General features: G+C 42.7%; 6 protein-coding genes. 4 read left to right on the top strand and 2 right to left on the bottom strand.

Going from position 1 to position 19785, the window contains the following annotated elements; genetic code table 11:
- The first annotated feature begins 191 nt into the window (after positions 1-191).
- From GSY63_RS11750 to GSY63_RS11735, 4 genes are all read left to right on the top strand, one after another.
- Positions 192-1343, top strand: a complete 1152-nt coding sequence (locus tag GSY63_RS11750; protein ID WP_166585995.1) for a sacsin N-terminal ATP-binding-like domain-containing protein — start codon at positions 192-194, stop codon at positions 1341-1343.
- Positions 1344-1649: 306 nt separating this feature from the next.
- Positions 1650-4715: a lantibiotic dehydratase gene (locus tag GSY63_RS11745; protein WP_166585994.1), complete on the top strand. Its 3066-nt coding sequence runs from the start codon at positions 1650-1652 to the stop codon at positions 4713-4715.
- Between the two features lie 339 nt (positions 4716-5054).
- The gene (locus GSY63_RS11740; protein WP_166585993.1) at positions 5055-6113 is read left to right on the top strand and encodes a sensor histidine kinase; all 1059 of its coding nucleotides are present in this window, start codon (positions 5055-5057) and stop codon (positions 6111-6113) included.
- Positions 6110-6844 (top strand): LytR/AlgR family response regulator transcription factor, encoded by a 735-nt coding sequence (locus GSY63_RS11735; protein WP_166585992.1) that lies wholly within the window; start codon positions 6110-6112, stop codon positions 6842-6844. The genes GSY63_RS11740 and GSY63_RS11735 overlap by 4 nt, the downstream gene beginning before the upstream one ends.
- Before the next feature lie 23 nt (positions 6845-6867).
- On the opposite strand, the gene GSY63_RS11730 is transcribed toward GSY63_RS11735, so the two are convergent.
- Positions 6868-7788, bottom strand: a complete 921-nt coding sequence (locus tag GSY63_RS11730) for a PorP/SprF family type IX secretion system membrane protein (RefSeq protein WP_166585991.1) — start codon at positions 7786-7788, stop codon at positions 6868-6870.
- 18 nt (positions 7789-7806) lie between these two features.
- A complete protein-coding gene (locus tag GSY63_RS11725; protein WP_166585990.1) occupies positions 7807-19674 on the bottom strand; it encodes an MBG domain-containing protein in 11868 nt (3955 codons plus the stop codon).
- Positions 19675-19785: the final 111 nt, after the last annotated feature.

Below are 19785 nucleotides of genomic sequence, written 5' to 3'. Positions count from 1 at the left end.
ATGTTGATCCGGAAAGTATTACCTAGACCCTTTACTTATCCGGATTCAACATCTTAGTAGTAACTGCTGCGGAAAAGAATTTGTGCAATAATTACCTACACCGGCGGCCTCCCGGTTAAAGGATTGCACCTCATTAAAGTAAGTAAGAGATTATCTGCCGCAGGGTGCTGTAAACGGTTACCCAATATATCATGGAACAAAAAAACTGGTTTGCTGCCTTAACCGCAAAAAGGCAAAATACGGTAGAAGCATTAAAACTAACGGGGCTAAAAACGTTTACTAACCACATTATTAGCACTTACCACGAGCCGGCCCATTTTATTTATGAATTAATCCAAAATGCGGATGATGCAAAAGCCACCAAGGCGAGACTTGAACTTAGAAAAAACGGAGTTTTGTTTTCGCACAACGGAAGTGTCAGCTTTTCACTAACCGACCCTGCTTTAGAAAGAGAACCCGAAGTTTCTCCCGGTCATATCAACGCCATTACAGCATTCGCACTTTCCCCAAAAAAGGACGACATAACCAATAACATAGGGCGTGCAGGCGTTGGCTTTAAGTCGGTTTTTCAATATACACGCACACCACACATTTACAACCCGCCATACTGCTTTAAAATAGAGCAGTTTGTTATACCGCGCGAAGTTAAACCGGAGCCCGAATTTCTTCACCATGCAGAAACTACTGCATTTTGGCTCCCTTTTGACAGAGATGATAAGTCGGCAGAAGATTGCTACGAAGCGATTGACGAGCAACTGACAAGGTTTAAAAACCCAATGTTGTTTTTGAAAAGCCTCCGCACTATCGATGTTATCACGGTAACCGACTATAATAGATTTACAAAAGAGCTCGAAGAAATTATTACCAGCCCGCCCGTATCCTATATCAAAACCGCGCGGGTTAAATTAAACAATGATACCCTTATCAAATTCACCCAAAAGGTAAAAATTGTTGATCAAACCTCAAAGGCTTACTTCTTAACTATCGGCGTTGCTTTCGTACTTGGCATCAACAATCAGATTGCAATTGGGCCAGAGCACGACCACTATTACCGTTATGCCTGGTGCTCTTTGCCCACCAGGCACGAAACCAGGCTTAACTACGCGGTAAATGCTCCTTTTATACTTTCACCAAATCGCGAAGCGTTAAAAAACAATCGTACAGAAAACACACAACTTATCAACGCGCTCGCGTTGTTAATGGAAATGGCGCTTAAAAGCCTCAAGGAAATGGAATATTTGGACGAGTCTTTCAACGACTCTTTACCCGATTTAAAATATATAACAACCGGCTTTATGCCAATTGCAAAGGCGGCTATTAAAGTATTCAATATGGTAATGTGATATATCTATATTTCGCTTAATATATTATTTACAGCTACTTACGGGCTTTTAGGGCTAATTTTCCTTAAATTAGTATATCCTTTAAAAAAATAAAGTCCCCTTGCACTCGCTGCTTGGGGACTTTAAACCTAAACCTTATCACAATAGTGAGCAGAAACTCACCATTCCACAAAAGTAGGTTATAAAAATGAAGATTTAATGATTAATTTATTATTGCTTGTAACAGTAATGGGGTAACGATACTTTATTAAAAAAATAACTATCACTTTAATATTAGTGTCGTAAAAGGCTACATAAATAATTAATATGAAAACGCCCCTTTCTTTTTTACCGACACTGGTACTCCGGTGCCCTTTTTTTAGCCCGCAGGATTATCATCCAGCACGGCTTAAGGACATGCTCCATGATGAATATTTTAAACAAGCAATTTATTTGGCCAGCCCTCATTTGTTCCAAGCCCTGGCAGCCAAACAATTCTCCATCAACAATCTAACAGACAAAGAACGCACTACGTTATTAAAGTACTACAATCGCATGTGCTTCAGGCCTACTCCATTTGGTAGCTTTTCTACCCTTAGCCTAATAAACTGGGGAGAGCAGGGTTGCGCACAGCTTAGCCAACCTGGCGATGTGAATTTTAAATTACTGGCCGATCAAGGAGTAACGCAAACATTAACACCATTTTTACTTAGTGGCGATTCAGGTTTACAAAGTTACAGAGGCAACCCAACTCTCTACAATACAGGTAAGGAGTTTCGTTACATTAAAACCCAGCGCGACAAAGAGACCGGTAAAGTATCCTACCAGCTCGAAGCTTACGATACAAGCCGTTTTATTAAAGGCCTATTAAAGTTTGCCGAACAATCTTTTGTCAATTATGCCGACATCGTTAATTACACTGTACAATGCGCCGGCTGCAGTTACAACGAAGCGCGAGCATATACCGACTTTTTGATTGGCGCTCAAATCATTGTTCCACAGCTAACTACCAGTATATTAGGCAAAGATGCATTACAACAACTGGCAACAAGCCCTGCGCTTATGGGCACGCCAATAGCTATAGCTGTTGATGCCATAAACAGGGCAATGAAGCCTGGCAATTTTCCAGCGCTTGCGCATATTGAATCGGCAGCGAGAGATTTCGCAGCCTTATATAGCGTACTTAACGAGCCTTTACCCAAGCAATGGTTTTACAGCAGCGTAGAACGCCAAGTAACGGGCACGCTAAGTAACAATTATCAGCAACAATTATCCGAAGCGCTAAATGCCCTTAACATATTAAATCAACCGATACAGGATTCGAAACTAACGGATTTTGTAGAGAAGTTTAAAACCCGGTACGACAGGCAGAAAGTACCATTGCTACAGGCACTCGACCCCGAAAGTGGTCTTAGCTACGGACCACCGGCGCCTTATATAATTAATACACTGCTTGAAGATGTTCAGTTTTACGGCGCCAAAGAGACGGAGGTTAGTGCAATAAAATGGTCTACTATTCATCGTCTCATCTTACAAAAATGGCAAAACGTTACTGGCGAAAAAAACGAAATCAGGCTGCTTAAATCCGATCTGGAAAAACTCGAGAAACCGCAGCAACGTCCAATGCCGGCTTCCATGCCTATACTTTTCAGCACCCATAAAAGCCGGGTTATTATTGAGGCAGCGGGCGGAGCTTCGGCCTTATCAATTATTGGCCGATTTACGCAGTTTAGTCCGTCGGTGTTGCAAATAGCTAATACCATTGCCGATATTGAACAGCAGAACAACCCCGGTGTTATTTTTGCGGAAATTAACCATTTATCCGACGATCATACTGACAACATAAACCGGAGGCGATCTGTTTATAATTATGAGATCCCACTCACTCAAACCAGCGCCAACCTCGGCAAACAACAACTATTCCCTGCCGATCTCTTGTTGTTTGTAGACAACAATGAACTTGTGCTTGAATCAGCCAGCCTGCAAAAAAGAGTTATTCCCCGCTTTAGCTCTGCCTATAACCACAACATTAATCAGCTTAGTCTTTTTCAATTCCTGTGCGATTTGCAGCATCAAAACATCCAGAGCAATTTTACTTTCGACATTGAAAACCTATTTCCAGGGATGTCGTCTTATCCGAGGGTAACATACCAGGATACAATATTATGCCTTGCCAAATGGAATTTATGCGAAAAAGACATAATATATCTTTGCCCTTGCAATAATGAAGAAGCCTTGAGCAGGCTTGAACAATGGCGTAATGAATTTAATTTGCCACGCTTTGTTACCCTTAGTAAATCGGATCAGCAGTTGGTTTTTGATTTAGATGATCATGACTCGGCATTGCTCTTCACCCAATGCCTAAAATCGAACAGCAAAGCAGTTATTCGCGAATATATCGGTGTAGATGAAAATGTTAAAGATCACCGCGGTTATACTATGGTTAATCAATTTATTGCCCTTATGGTATCGGGGGCTCCTACTTATAGTGCCCTGGTACACTCGCCCGAAACCAAAGCTATTAAAACTACACGAAACTTTATACCGGGTAGTAAATGGCTTTATCTAAAAATTTACTGTGCCCAACCAAGAGCCAATGAACTACTTATCCGAGTGCTTTTTCCACTGCTGAAAAACTTTAACACGTGCGATATCACCTCGTGGTTTTTTGTGAGATATATGGATAGCGGCCCGCACATAAGGCTTCGATTTTTGGTTACAGAAACCGGTGTAAATTATATATTACCGGCGCTAAAAGCTAAACTTTCGGCAGATATTAGCTATAATCTTGTACACGAATATCAGGCTGATATCTACCGGCGCGAACTGGAACGTTACGGGGCGGATTTAATTGACGACGTAGAACAATGTTTTGCGGCAAGCAGTCAGTTAATTATTCATTATCTTAAGCTTAATTCTACATCTTCATTTTGTTATAGCTACCATAGCCTGGCGTTTGTTTCTGTGGCAGAAATTGTTGATCTGTTTTTCCCATTTTTAGCAGATCAGATTAATTTTTTAAATCAAATGGCCAATACGTTTTACCAGGAGCATCATGATCAAAAAAATCTAAAGCTGTCCCTCGATCGTAAATACAGGATATTAAAAGACGAGATTGCTGCATTGCTACACCCAGATTCGTTGTATTATGAGACCCTCAGATTAACACAACACAGAATTAAACTTTTTGATATGGTTTGGAAAATAGTTCGCCTATGCGATAAATTTTCTCACGAAAGAAAGGTACAACTAGCTGCAGACCTCATACATATGCACTTAAACAGGCTGTTTGCAGAGCAGCAGCGTACCCAGGAAATGATAGTTTACCACTGCCTGTTAAAGCACCATCGAACTATTCAGGCGCGAAACAACCAGCAGATTATCGTGGCTTAACAAATCAAGGTCAGTATCCCGCTGACCTTGATTTGGAAAAGTAAGGTTTAGGTATAAAGAACGCTAAAATAGCGAACTGAATCGAGTGCTATTTCTGCCTGGGAATAAACACAGTAGAAACACTGATCACAGTATTAGTAGGGTCTGATAAGTTTGACCCTGTATGAGTTCCAAAAGCATTATAGTTGAATAATGTCCTGGTTTTAAATTTCAATTTGGAGGTCGCTGTTGTTTTCATATCAATAACTTTCCTCTAACTTAACCAAGCACAAACATTGCATTAAATTATTTACATCAAATAGGTTTTTATATGGGTGAAACCCTATTTTCGCGAGAGATATGAAAATTAAAAAAAAGTATTTGTACCATGTAATTGCATGGATAATCTTTATAATTTATGAAGTTTCAGTTGTAGTAATTATCCTGGGCAGGATTAATAATGCGGTAGATTATTTTGTCCACTATCTTTTTAATATTTTCTTTTTCTATTTTAATACCTGGCTAGTACTCAAATTCGCATTCGAAAAAAAAACCAGAATACGATTTATCCTCTTTTTTTTACTGGAGCTCATTGTTTTTACGGCTATATCTTACGAGATCAACGTTACACTTCTATATTTTAAAATACCTGTTTCGAAACCTCCCTCGCCGTTTGCTATGTTCTTACTGCCAACCTTATGGCGCGAACTTTATTTTCTGGGGATAAGCAGTGGTTACGCATTCGGTTTGCACATTATACGGTCGCACCGTAAAATAATTGGCATGCAGCAACAAGAGTTATTTTACATACAAAAACAAAACATACTCGAAACTGATCTACTTAAAGCTCGGAATGCATATTTAAAACTTCAGATAAATCCCCACCTGCTATTTAATACACTTAACTTTGTGTATAATACGGTACGCAAGTCATCAAAAGAAGGTGGTGAAGCAGTAATGTTATTATCTGACATTACGCGATATAGCTACCTGGCCACCAATGCCGAAGATTTGATTGTAGTAAATGATGAGCTTGAGCAGATCACCAATCTGGTTGCGCTCAACCAAATACGTTTTAATAACACGCTGGCTATTGATCTGGACATTGACGATATCCCGGACGAGTATCAGATTATTCCCCTGGTATTGCTCACCCTGGTTGAGAACATGTTTAAATATGGCGACCTGCAACAAACTGAAGACCGCGCCAGCATTACAGCTCAGGCGGTGGGCGGCCAGTTAATTTTTGGCACTTACAACAAAAAACAACATGGTAAATTGGCAAAAACCAGTGATCAAACAGGTATAAAAAACATGATTTATCGTTTAGATAATTATTACGCCAATAATTATAGCCTCGAGGTTATTAATAACGAGGATAATTTTGAAATTTTATTGAAGGTTAAGCTATCTGTATGAAACTAAGCTGTTATATAGTTGATGATGAAACACATGCAATAGAGGTCTTAGTTGACCACATTGCGAACATAAAAGATTTAAGTTTACTGGGCTATAATTCGAACCCGGTAACTGCGCTGCATGAGGTTAATGAGAAACATCCAGACGTACTTTTTTTGGATATAGATATGCCCAATTTAAACGGCATCGAGTTCAGCAAGCTAATTAAACCAGATATAAGAGTTATTTTCACTACAGCCTCGCCTAATTTTGCTTTAGATGCCTTTGAAATTTCAGCTTTTGATTATCTCCTTAAACCTATCTCTTATTCACGCTTTCAACGTGCTATAAACAAATTAAATCAGTTTATAAGTATCAATGATAATCGCGACGCCAGATCTGCAGAAAAGGAAGATTTCTTCTATATCAAATGCGAAAATAAGGGCAAAATGGTTAAGATAAACTATGATGATATCATGTACGTAGAGTCGAATAGCAATTACGTTATTATTAGTACAAAAGACACTAAGTACAATACTTATTTAACCCTCAAAGAGATAAAGGAGCGGCTGCCCGACACCTCTTTTTTCCGCATCCACAAATCTTTTGTGATAAACCATACAAAAATCAATTACATTGATGGTAACCAAGTGGTATTGACTGATAAAAGCGTATTACAGTTGGGCAATACTTACCGCGAAGCTTTTTTTGATTTGGTGAACCGCCATATTATTAAAACATCGAGGCAATAATTATTTGCCTCGATGTTTTAGTTCTATAGTAGATTGATATCTTCCAGGTGCTGGCCAAAACGGTAAGTCAGCGTTACCTCGTGCGTTGAGTTATTAAACCTTCCAATGTTGTTTGATGCGGTACCAAACTGATAGCTGTAGCCCAACCGGAAATTACTCATCATAAAGCTAAGGATACCGGCCATCTCGTTATTGGTGCGATAATCGGCACCTATACCAACCACTTGCTTTAAATAAAGGGTTGTAGAGAAATTGGCAATAAATGGTATCCCTTTAGTATAAGTAGCTAAAAATGCCGGTTTTATTTTAATGTCTTTGCCACCGTCTAACAAAACCGCCCCCGAAAAATTATAGTGGTTACGGAAATAATTATTATCCTGTATCGAGGCCGAACCAAGTGAAGTAAACGTTAATTCGGGAACTGCTACACCTACAAAAAATTTGTCGGTGTAAAACATTACCCCAAAACCTAAGTTGGGTTTGTTCTGTCTTACATCATCCCGAAATGCAGGATCGTTAGAATCTAGCGACGAGTAATTGGCCACATAGTTACGGAAACCGGCATTCAACGATACGCCTAAAAAGGCATTCTCACTCAACTGGATGCTTTTGGCAAAGAAGGCATTGATCTCGGTAAGGTGTTCAATGGCGAGCTGATCGCTTTTTATAACAACCCCTGCTGCTCCATTCATGGCTTCTAACGGAAAGTTTGCGTTAAAGATAAATGCGGATGGCGCACCGCTAACACCTACCCACTGCTTGCGCAACAAGGCATTTAATGAACCGTTTTTATCCAGCAATGAATAAGCCGGGTTTAAGGGCGTTTGGTTATTCATGTATTGGCTGTACGTAAAATCTTGCTGAGCGTGTGCGGCAAAACCGCATGCAAAACTTATGATACATGTAAGTATTAGTTTAGTAATATGGGGCGTTTTATTATTCATTTTCACTATTCGATGTTATTAATACTTCAATACAAAGTAGCCGGTTAAGTGCCTGCCTACCCCGTCGGAACCGATGTATTCAACCAGGTAGAAATAAGTACCTGCCTGTTGCAAGGCACCTGTGAAGTTAGAGTGGCCGTCAAAAACCTTAGTTGTATTGTTGTAGCCGGTAATCTCATAAACTCTTACACCGTTTCTGTTTATAATAGTTATGCGGTTCTCCGGGTGTTCGCTAATACCTTCAATGTAAAGGAAATCGTTAATGCCGTCGGCGTTTGGCGATACGGCCGGGTGTATAATTACGTCGCGGGTAGCATCTATAACTTTAAGTTCCCTAACAACGGCCACAGCAGGATAGTAATTTGCATTACCTGCCTGGTTTACCACTATACCGGTTACGCCAATACGCAACGAACTAAGTGTTAAGCCATTTATTGTTGCTACCGTCTCATCATTAACCGTGAAACTAACCGGCAAACCAGAGCTCGAAGTAATACCGCTCAAATCATAAGTGGTACCGCGCATTTGTGCCGGGATACTCGCAAAGTCGATAACCTGGGTAGCCTTGTTCACAATTAAAAACTGGCTTACCGATGGCGTGGTATTATAAGAAGGATTTGGTGCCAGTGATGCTGTAATGGTAACGTAACCTGCCCCTACAATATGGATCTTACCGTCGACAATAGTTGCTATTGCAGGGTTACTGGTAGTATAAATTATCGGTTCGCCGGTTGTAGACGTTGCTCCTCCATCGAAATCTGCATCACCATAGGTTTTAACAGGCAACTTATCAAATGTAATATCGCGGCCAATGGTGGTAACTGTTAGCGTTCCGCTTACATACGTGATATTGTAATTACCAGATGAAGCACCACTAAGCGTAATAGGATAAGTACCAGCAGGCGATACCTGTGTAGCGGTAGTAGCCGCAACTACCGGGATGATAAGGCTTGCAGGTGTATCATTATTAACAAACCCATTGTAGCTTGCCGTAAGCGTTGGGTTTGGCTGATAGTAAGGGCGTGATACGTTATCTGCAGATATGATCAAAGGCACTTTAGTTACATTAATAGCCACCTCTTTAGATACTACGTTGTAGTCAGGGTCTGTCGGTGTAAACACAACCTTTAGCGGTTGATTAGTACCCGCGTTAAGCACAGTGCCCGCTGCCGGCGTGTAAGTAAATGTACCCGCTACGCTGGCGGTTGCATACAATTGCGCATCGCCCAGGGCTGTGCCATAGCTAATGGCTACCGGATTAGTCCAGGTTACTGTCGGTGTAACTTTGTTTACATTAACGGTTACCGTTGCAGGTACCTCGCTGTAATTGCCATCGGTTGGATGGAATAATACTGCTATTGTACTTGGTCCTGCTGCGGTATAAATAGTTGCTGGTGGCGTTGTAGCACCATCGTAAGTGAATGTACCGGCTACGTTAGCATGCGCATTTATCATAGTGGTGGTTACCAGCGTGCCGTAGTTAATAGTTACCGTACGATTTAAAGTAACCACCGGCATTATTTTATTTACGTTGATGGTTACCGTGTTAGTTACGGTATTATAATTGGCAGTACCAGTTGGGTGGAACACTACTGTTATTATACTTGTCCCTATAGGATAAATGGTTGAAGGCGGTGTAGTCGAACCATTGTAGGTAAACGTACCCGGTACATTGGCGTGCGCGCCAATCATGGCGGTAGTTACAACCTGTCCATAGGTAATATCTACCGGGTTATTTAACGCAACAACGGGATTTGCTTTATCAACATTTACAGTCACCGTATTGGATATGCTGTTGTAATTGGTACCATCTGCAGGATGGAATACAACAAGTATGCTGTTTGGCCCGGTTACCGGATAAACGGTTGATGGTGGCGTGGCCTGTCCATTATAGGTAAACGTACCTGGTATATTAGCCTGTGCATTAATCATGGCCGCGGTTACCTGTGTACCATATGTAATATTCAACGGGTTGTTTAAGGTAACTGCCGGGCTGGCTTTTGCTACAATAATATTAACCGTTTTAGATACACTGCTGTAAGCCGCTGCATCTGTTGGGTGGAATACTACCGTTATATTATTAGAACTGCCTGCCGTATATAAGGTTATCGGCGGTGCTACCTGACCATCGTAGGTAAACGTACCCGGTACATTGGCTTGCGCGTTGATCATAGCGGCGGTGATAAGAGTACCATAAGTAATGTTTATCGGCGTATTTAGGGTCACTACCGGCATCGTTGTGGTAACGTTGATGCTTACATTATTGGTTACTTCGTTATAATTTTCATCTATCGGATGGAAAACCACAACCATATTGTTCGACCCGGCTACCGTGTAAATAGTTGCCGGAGGTGTAGCTTGCCCATCATAAGTAAATGTACCCGGTACATCGGCCTGAGGATTGATCATTGCTGTGGTTACCAGCGTGCCATAAGTAATATTAATCGGATTGTTTAAGGTTACTACTGGGTTTAGCGGAGTTACGTTAATGGTTACCGTATTTGTAACGTCGTCGTAATTAACGGCATCTGTCGGGTGGAATACCACAACCATGCTGTTAGGCCCCGCTACCGGATAAATAGTTACCGGCGGAGCGGATAGCCCGTCGTAAGTAAATGTACCCGGTACAGACGCGTGTGCATTGATCATAGGTTTAGTCACCAATGTTCCATAAGGAATATTTATAGTAGTATTCAAAGTAACCACTGGAAGGATCTTACCCACGTTAATAGTTACCGTGGTACTAACTGGCGTATAATTAGCATTATCGGTTGGTGTAAATACTACCAACATGCTGTTTGCCCCACCTACCGGATAAATAGTCGCAGGAGGAACGGGTTGCCCATCGTAAGTATATGTACCCGGTACGCTTGCTTGCGGGTTAAGCAATGTTTCTGTTACCGGCGTGCCATAACCAATATTTAACGGGTTATTCATGGTAACTACCGGGGTTGCCCTGGTAACCGTAATTACAACCGTATTGGACACAGTTTGATAATTATTTGCATCTGTTGGATGGAAAACTACCACCATACTATTTGGACCGGCCACAGTATAGGTAGTTGAAGGCGGCGTGGTTTGTCCATCGTAGGTAAATGTACCAGGCACGCTACCCTGCGCATTGATCATTGCTTCCGTTACCTGCGTACCGTATGGAATGCTTACCGGACTATTTAAGGTAACTATTGGGTTAGCCTTGCTTACACTGATGGTAACCGTGCTGGTTACATCCTGGTAATTTGCTCCATCTGTTGGATGAAATACTACTTGCATGGTGTTGGGGCCGGCCACCGTATAATTAGTTGCAGGTGGTGTAGTTTGCCCATCGTAAGTAAAAGTTCCTGGCACACTACCCTGCGCGTTAATCATCGCAGTAGTTACCTGCTCGCCGTAGGCAATGCTTACCGTGTTGTTTAGCGTAACCAAAGGCGCAGCTTTAATTACTTGTATAACAACCGTTTTGCTTACGCTATTATAATTGGTTACATCTGTCGGGTGGAATACTACCATTATGCTATTAGGACCAGCCACTGTATAATTACTAGCCGGCGGTGTAGCTTGTCCATCATAAGTAAATGTACCTGGCACATTGGCTTGTGCGTTGATCATAGTAGTTGTTACCTGCGTTCCGTAAGTAATATTAACCGGGTTGATTAGGGTAACTACAGGTATAATACCGGTTACGTTGATCACCACAGTAGTGCTTACGCTATTATAGTTAGCTGCATCTGTTGGATGGAATACCACAACCATGCTGTTAGGTCCAGCTATCGGATAAATAGTAGCTGGTGGCGTAGGTTGCCCATCGTAGGTGAAAGTACCCGGTACACTCGCCTGCGGGTTGATCATCGCAACGGTAACCGGTGTGCCGAAATTAATCTCCACAGGGTTGTTCATCGTAACCAATGGCGTTGCTTTGTTTACAACGATGGTTACTGTGTTGCTTACTTCCTGATAGTTGCCTGGATCTGCCGGGTGGAAAACTACCTGCATGGTGTTCGAACTATTTGCAGGATAGATGGTTGTTGGCGGAACTGATAACCCATCGTAAGTAAATGTACCTGCTATATTGGCCTGAGCATTTATCATGGCAGCGGTAACTTGCGTACCGTATGCAATATTAACGGTATTATTCAGCGTTACAAGAGGCGTATTTATAGTTGCATTTATAATTACGGTGTTTGTTACCTCCTGATAGTTAGCAGCATCTGTTGGGTGGAATACTACCTCCATGCTGTTCGGACCATTTACCGAATAAAGTGTAGACGGCGGCGCAGACTGACCATCGTAGGTAAAAGTACCCGGCACACTCGCCTGAGCATTGATCATAGCGGCGGTTACCTGGGTTCCATAAACGATATTGATCGGAGTATTAAGTGTAACTGTTGGAATTGCCTTTGTTATGTTAATAGCCACATTGTTAATTATCGGGCTATAGTTAACCGCATCCGTTGGATGGAAAGTTACCACAACACTGGCTGGTGTATTTGCCGGATAGATAGTTGCCGCAGGCGCAGCCAGACCATCATATGTAAACGTACCAGCTACATTTGCATGAGCATTAATCATAGCCGTGGTTACCAAAGTTCCGTAGGTAATATTTACAGGGTTATTTACTGTAACTACCGGCGCTACCGCACTTACATTAATGGTTATGGTACGGGTTACAGGTCTGTAAGTAACAGCATCAGTTGGTTGGAAAACTAAAACTATACTGCTTGTGCTGCCAACAGGGTAAATGGTTGCCGGAGGTGTAGCCGAACCATCGTAAGTAAATGTACCCGGAACACTCGCTTGCGCATTAATTAAAGCTTCGGTTACCTGAGTGCCATAATTAATGTTGACAGGATTGTTAAATGTTAATACCGGCGTGGCCTTGTTAACATTAATGGTTACCGTATTAGTTACATCATTGTAGTTGGCACCATCAGTTGGATGGAATACAACCACCATGCTATTTGGTCCGGCAACGGTGTATATAGTCGACGGCGGTGTAGCCGATCCATCATAAGTAAATGTACCCGGAACATCGGCTTGCGCGTTGATCATTGCCGCCGTTGCCTGTGTACCGTAAGCTATACTAACCGGATTGTTTAAAGTAACTACCGGGTTAGCCTTACTTACGTTAACCGTTACCGTGTTAGTTACAGTGCCATAATTAACATCCGTAGGATGGAAAATTACTGAAATACTATTTGTGCTATTTACAGGATAAATAGTTGACGGTGGTGCAGCCAACCCGTTATAAGTAAACGTACCCGGAATATTTGCGTGCGCATTAATCATGGTCGCCGTTACCTGCGTACCGTAGGCTATATTAATCGGATTATTTACAGTAACTACCGGAGTTAATGGAGTAACATTAATGGTAACTGTGTTGCTTACAGAACCATAATTAACCGCGTCTGTTGGATGAAATACCACAGTGATGGTGTTAGGACCCGCTACGGAATAAACAGTTGCAGGCGGCGTAGCTTGCCCGTCATAAGTAAACGTACCCGGTACACTTGACTGCGCGTTGATCATAGTTGCAGTTACCGGGGTACCATAGGCAACAGTTACCGGGCTATTTAACGTAACTACGGGGCTGCGTTTGTTTACATTAACAGTTACCGTGTTATATATCGTATTGTAGGTAGCATTATCTGTTGGATGGAATACTACCTGTATGGTGTTATTACCATTTACAGGATAGATGGTTGAAGGTGGCGTCGAAGCACCGTCATAAGTAAACGTACCCGGCACACTTGCATGTGCGTTAATCATGGTCGCCGTTACCTGGGTCCCGTAATTAATGTTTACAGTATTATTCATGGTAACTATCGGGTCGGTGTTGCCGATGGTAATAGTTACCGTGTTAGTTATTGGATTGTAGTTGCTAGCATCTGTTGGATAGAATACCACTTGTATGGTATTTGCACCTCCTACCGGGTAAATAGTCGACGGTGGCGTAGGCTGGCCGTCGTAGGTAAACGTACCCGGCACATTAGCATGCGCATTAATCATAGCTGCTGTTACAACCGTACCATAAGTAATATTTACAGGATTTGTTAACGTAACCCTCGGATTTCCCTTAGACACATTAATATTTACTGTATTACTTACTTCGCTATAATTAGTAGCGTCAGTTGGGTGGAAAACAACCTCTATTGTGTTAGGTCCGGCTACTCCATACAGGGTTGCAGGCGGCGTAGCTTGCCCATTATAAGTAAACGTACCCGGTACATCCGCCTGTGCATTAATTACGGCAGCTGTTACCAGGGTTCCGTAGGTAACATTTATCGGGTTGTTTAAAGTAACTACAGGCAGTAATTTATTTACGTTAACCGTTACTGTGTTAGTTACATTTCTATAATCGGCGGTATTGGTTGGGTGGAACACAACGGTGATGGTATTCGAACTACCCACCGGATAGATAGTTGCCGGCGGCGTAGCCTGCCCATCGTAGGTAAAAGTACCAGCCACATTCGCTTGCGCATTAATCATGGCTTCGGTAACCTGCGTTCCGTAAGTAATATTTACAGGGTTATTTAAGGTAACCACAGGCGCAAGCTCATTTACGTTGATAATTACTGTATTGGTTACCGTATTGTAATTAGCCGAATTTGTTGGATGAAAAACTACCACTATGCTGTTAGGCCCCGTTACGTTATAAATGGTTGCAGGTGGTGTGGCCTGGCCATCATAAGTAAACGTACCAGCTACGTTAGCATGCGCATTGATCATCGCAGCAGTAACCTGCGTTCCGTAAGTAATAGTTAACGGATTGTTAAGCGTTACTAGCGGATCGGTTTTATCGACATTAATAATTACGGTATTGCTAACCGTATTATAATTAACCGCATCCGTTGGATGGAATACCACCAACATGCTGTTAGGCCCGGCAATGGTATAAATAGTTGACGGCGGTGTTGCCTGTCCATCGTAAGTAAAGGTTCCCGGCACGTTTGCGTGTGCGTTAATCATTGCTGCGGTTACCGTTGTTCCGTAGCTAATATCAATCGGATTATTTAACGTTACACTTGGATTGGCCTTGGTTACATTAATAGTAACATTATTAGTTATTGTACCATAATTAGCATCTGTTGGATGGAATACGACAACCATATTATTTGGTCCTGCTATACTATAAATTGTCGCAGGAGGCGTTGCCAGCCCGTCGTAAGTAAAGGTTCCCTGTACATCAGCGTGCGCATTGATCATCGCAGCGGTTACCTGCGTACCGTATGCAATATTTATAGGGTTATTTAACGTAACAATCGGTGTTATTGGGTTTACGTTGATAACAACTGTATTGGTTACATCATTATAGTTAGCCGCGTCTGTTGGATGGAAAATTACCACCACATGGTTCGGCCCGGCTATTGTATAAATTGTTGCAGGAGGCGTTGCCAGTCCATCATAAGTGAATGTGCCCGGTACGCTGGCGTGCGCATTAATCATCGCCGCAGTAACCGTTGTGCCGTAGGTAATAGTGAGTGGATTGGTAAGCGTTACTATCGGCGATTTTTTGTTTACGTTGATGGTTACCGTTTTGGTAATAGTGGTGTAACTGGTTGCATCCGTTGGATGGAACACCACCTCGATACTATTAGCCCCACCTACCGGATAGATGGTTGAAGCCGGCGCCGATAACCCATCGTAAGTAAACGTACCCGGTACATTGGCGTGCGCATTAATCATAGCTGCGGTTACCGTTGTGCCGTAGTTAATAGTGATTGGAGTGTTAAGTGTAACTACAGGTGCTGTATTGTTAACATTTATGATTACGGTATTACTTATCGGACTATAATTAACCGCATCCGTTGGGTGGAATACCACAACCATACTGTTAGCCCCCCCTACCGGATAGATGGTTGAAGGCGGTACCGATAGCCCATCGTAGGTAAACGTACCTGGTATATTGGCATGTGCGTTGATCATGGCAGCAGTTACCTGTGTACCGTAAGCAATAGTTATGGGGTTGGTAAGCGTAACTACCGGATCAATTCTGTTTACATTAATAGTTACCGTGTTGGTTACATCCTCATAATTGGTAATATCTGCTGGGTGGAACACCACCACCATGCTGTTTGGCCCTGCTACTGTGTAAATAGTTGATGGTGGTGCGGACAAACCATCGTAAGTAAACGTGCCCGGTACGTTGGCTTGCGCATTGATCATCGCCTCGGTTACCTGCGTACCGTAAGTAATAGTTACCGGATTAACCAACGTTACTATTGGGGTAGCCTTGGTTACATTGATGGCCACAGTATTGGTTACTGCCTCGTAGTTGGTCGCATCCGTAGGATGGAATACTACTACCATACTGCCGCCCGTAACCGGATAAATGGTGTTAGGCGGAGTAGCCTGACCATCATATGTAAATGTACCTGGTACGCTGGCTTGAGCATTAACCATTGCCGTTGTTACCTGCGTGCCGTAAGCAATGTTAACTGGGTTGGTTAGCGTTACTACCGGAATAGTTTTAGTTACGTTAATAGCTACAGTATTGCTTATCGTATTGTAATTAGCTACATCCGTTGGGTGGAATACTACTGCTATGCTGCCACCTGTTACCGAGTAAATTGTGTTCGGCGGCGTAGATGCCCCATCATAAGTGAAGGTGCCTGGCACATTTGCCTGCGCATTGATCATAGCTGTAGTCACCAACGTTCCATAAGTAATGTTTACCGGGTTGGTTAGCGTTACTACAGGGATGGTTTTGGCTACGGTAATTACTACTGTGTTGGTTACGGAGTTATAATTGGCTGCATCAGTTGGATGGAATACCACTACAACGCTGCCCCCCGTTACTGGATAGATGGTATTTGGTGGTGTTGAAGCGCCATCATAGGTAAATGTACCCGGAACATTCGCCTGCGCGTTAATCATCGCTTCTGTTACTTGTGTACCATAAGCGATAGTTACCGGGTTAGTTAACGTAACCGTTGGATTAGCCTTGGTTACATTAATAGTTACGGTATTGGTGACAACCTCATAATTGGTTGCATCCGTTGGATGGAATACCACAACCATGCTGTTAGGGCCCGCAACGGTATAGTTGGTTGAAGGCGGTGCAGATAAGCCATCATAAGTAAACGTACCCGCTACGTTTGCCTGTGCATTAACCATGGCCATAGTTACGTGCGTTCCGTAGGTAATATTAATTGGGTTAGTAAGCGTAACTACAGGGTTGGCTTTGGTTACATTAATAGTTAGCGTATTGGTAATAACCTCGTAGTTGGTTGCATCGGTAGGGTGAAATACAACGGCCATTGTGCTAGTACCTACTGGATAAGTAGTTGTAGGTGGCACTGTTAAACCGTCGTAAGTAAATGTACCCGGTACGCTAGCTTGCGCGTTGATTAACGCTTCTGTTACCTGTGTGCCATAATTAATAGTAAGCGGGTTGGTTAACGTTACTACAGGGTTACCTTTGTTAACAGTGATCGATATCGTCTTATCAACTGGCTGATAATCGTGATCATCCGGCACAAAATGTGCAGTTACAGATGAGTTGGCTATTGTTAATACATCGCCTGCTACATGGTTATAAGTGATAGGGCCAAGCAAACCACCATCGGCACTTGCATTAAGCTGGGTACTTACCAATGGAGTACCGTAACTTATTGAGGCCGGGCTTGGCAACCATGTTAAGGTTGGCGTAAGCTGACTAACGTCAATAGTCAGTATTTTTTCAACCGTGTTATAATCCGAAGCGTCAGTTGGTGTAAATATTGCCTTAATCTGTTGTGCAAGCCCCGCATGCAATATACCAGATGCCGGCACATAACTAAAAGTACCACTTATGCCGCTATGTTCTACTGCTGTTTGTAAGGTTGATACATCGGTTTTTGCAGGTACACTCGCTGGTAGTGTCCAATCTATAACTGGCGTAGCCTTAGCAACAATTACGTCAACGGTTTTATCTATCTCAGCATAATTATCTGCATCGGTAGGTAAAAACTTAACTAAAATGCTATTAGGGCCTGCTACAGTATAAAGCGTTGCCGATGGCGCAGGGTGTCCGTCGTAAGTAATATCGCCCGGAATATTTGCATGAGCATCTATCATCGCAGCGGTAACCGGAGTACCGTATGTAATATTAACAGGTGTAGTAACCGTAAAAACCGGTATTGCCTTGGCTACATTGATATTTACATTAGTAGTTACATCATTGTAAGCGGCGGCGTTGGTTGGGTGAAACACAACCACTATTGTATTCGGTCCGGTTGCACTGTAAATGGTTGAACGTGGCGCCGCTTCGCCGTCGTAAGTAAACGTACCCGGCACACTGGCCTGTGCGTTGATCATGGCTTCGGTTACCAGGGTGCCGTAAGTTATGTTAACGGGGTTAGTTAAGGTTACTAAAGGCGTAGCTTTAGGTATCACAGAAACCTCTGCCGAATAAGCGCTTTCGTTGCTTACACTATTAACAGCCGTAATTCGATAGTAATAAGTTGTGCCATTTACTAAAGGCGTATTGGCAGTTGTATAAGTTGTTACCGCGCCAGATACCGAGGTAAGCAGTGTTGTAGGATTAGGGCTTGTGCCCCAGAATATTTTATAGCTCAATATATCATCCGCAACCGGGTTGGCAGTCCAATCTAATTGCACCTTTCCATCAAGCGAGGTACCAACTAAACCGATAGGTGCGGCTGGTGTTGCATTAAAGTAAGTTACCGAATAAGTAGCAGCCGCATTGCCGTTGCCATTGTTATCAAATGCCTTGTCGGCCGCCAGATCTACCGTTACCAAACCATTATTATCCGGCTCCAAAGTGGCTGTATACACACTTTTGCCCAATAAAACTGCCACACGCTGGTTTGCCTGGTCTACTACATAAAATTTGCCGTTCTTATCGGCTGCAATATCGGTCGGGAAGTTAAATTGATTATTGGTAGTACCTGGATTAGTACCGCCTAATTTACCCAAGAAAACTCCAGCGGTAGTAAAAGCCTGCACACGGTGCAACGTGTTATCAACCACATAAATTTTACCTGTGCCGTCTGCTACGATACCTACAGGCGTATTAAACTGTCCGTCGGCACTACCGGCACCACCAATTACAGTAGTGAAAGCACCAGCCGAGGTAAACTTTTGTACACGGCCATTTCCCGAATCCGTTACATAAATATTGCCAGCACCATCGGCTGTAATGCCAGAAGGACTGTAAAACTCACCGTTACCGTTACCGGCCGAGCCAATTGTTTTGCTAAAAGAACCGTCACTATTAAACACTTCGATACGGTTATTACCAGCATTGGCTACATAAATATGACCATCGGCACTTATATAGATGCCCCTCGGTATGTTGAGCTGCCCGTTACCTGAACCGGCTGAACCGATTGTTGTTAGAAAATTGCCATTGGCGTCAAATACTTCAACGCGTCCATTGCCCCTATCCGAAACGTAAACGTTGCCGCTACCGTCTACTGCAATGCCGGTTGGCGTGTTAAATTGCCCATCGCCTGAGCCAGCAGCGCCGAAAACTCCGGTTTGCGCGCCGCTTTCGTTAAGTATTTTTATACGACTGTTGCCTGCATCAACAACGTAAATAATGCCATTGCCATTTGTTGCAATGCCATTAGGGTTTGAAAATAAAGCATCTGTATTACCACTGGTACCCGTGGTTCCGAATTGTGCCGAATAAGTTAAGGTTAATTTTTGTGTAAGATTGGTTAGCTGTGCGTTAGTTACCGTAAAAGCCGAATTTGAAATTGTACTTACCGGCCTGGCTGTAGTTATGGTGATGGTTATAGGCGAACTGCTGACCGTGCCTGTTGGACCTGATATTGTGGTACCAACAGGCGTTGTCGCCGGTGGTACATAGCGCTTTGCCGACGCCGTTGCGAAAGTGATATATCCAAGAAGAAAAGTAACAGCAAGTAAGAGTTTTTTCATAGAAACAACTGCAATAAAATTCAGGTAGCAATAGTATTTAATGAATGGAACGTTGTATAGAAAAATCTCATTAAATCCTGTAAACGATATGTACAACAAATAGTTATACAA

The organism is Mucilaginibacter agri (genome assembly GCF_009928685.1).
In the GTDB taxonomy this organism is placed as follows: Bacteria; Bacteroidota; Bacteroidia; order Sphingobacteriales; family Sphingobacteriaceae; genus Mucilaginibacter; species Mucilaginibacter agri.
The sequence above is the reverse complement of the archived record's forward strand: the minus strand, read 5'-3'. Positions and strand labels throughout refer to the sequence as shown.

What these genes read in the sequence shown, in the direction of transcription:
- GSY63_RS11750 (WP_166585995.1), top strand. Translation starts at nt 192, where the DNA reads ATGGAACAAAAAAACTGGTTTGCTGCCTTAACCGCAAAAAGGCAAAAT.
- GSY63_RS11745 (WP_166585994.1), top strand. Translation starts at nt 1,650, where the DNA reads ATGAAAACGCCCCTTTCTTTTTTACCGACACTGGTACTCCGGTGCCCT.
- GSY63_RS11740 (WP_166585993.1), top strand. Translation starts at nt 5,055, where the DNA reads ATGAAAATTAAAAAAAAGTATTTGTACCATGTAATTGCATGGATAATC.
- GSY63_RS11735 (WP_166585992.1), top strand. Translation starts at nt 6,110, where the DNA reads ATGAAACTAAGCTGTTATATAGTTGATGATGAAACACATGCAATAGAG.
- GSY63_RS11730 (WP_166585991.1), bottom strand. Translation starts at nt 7,788, where the DNA reads ATGAATAATAAAACGCCCCATATTACTAAACTAATACTTACATGTATC.
- GSY63_RS11725 (WP_166585990.1), bottom strand. Translation starts at nt 19,674, where the DNA reads ATGAAAAAACTCTTACTTGCTGTTACTTTTCTTCTTGGATATATCACT.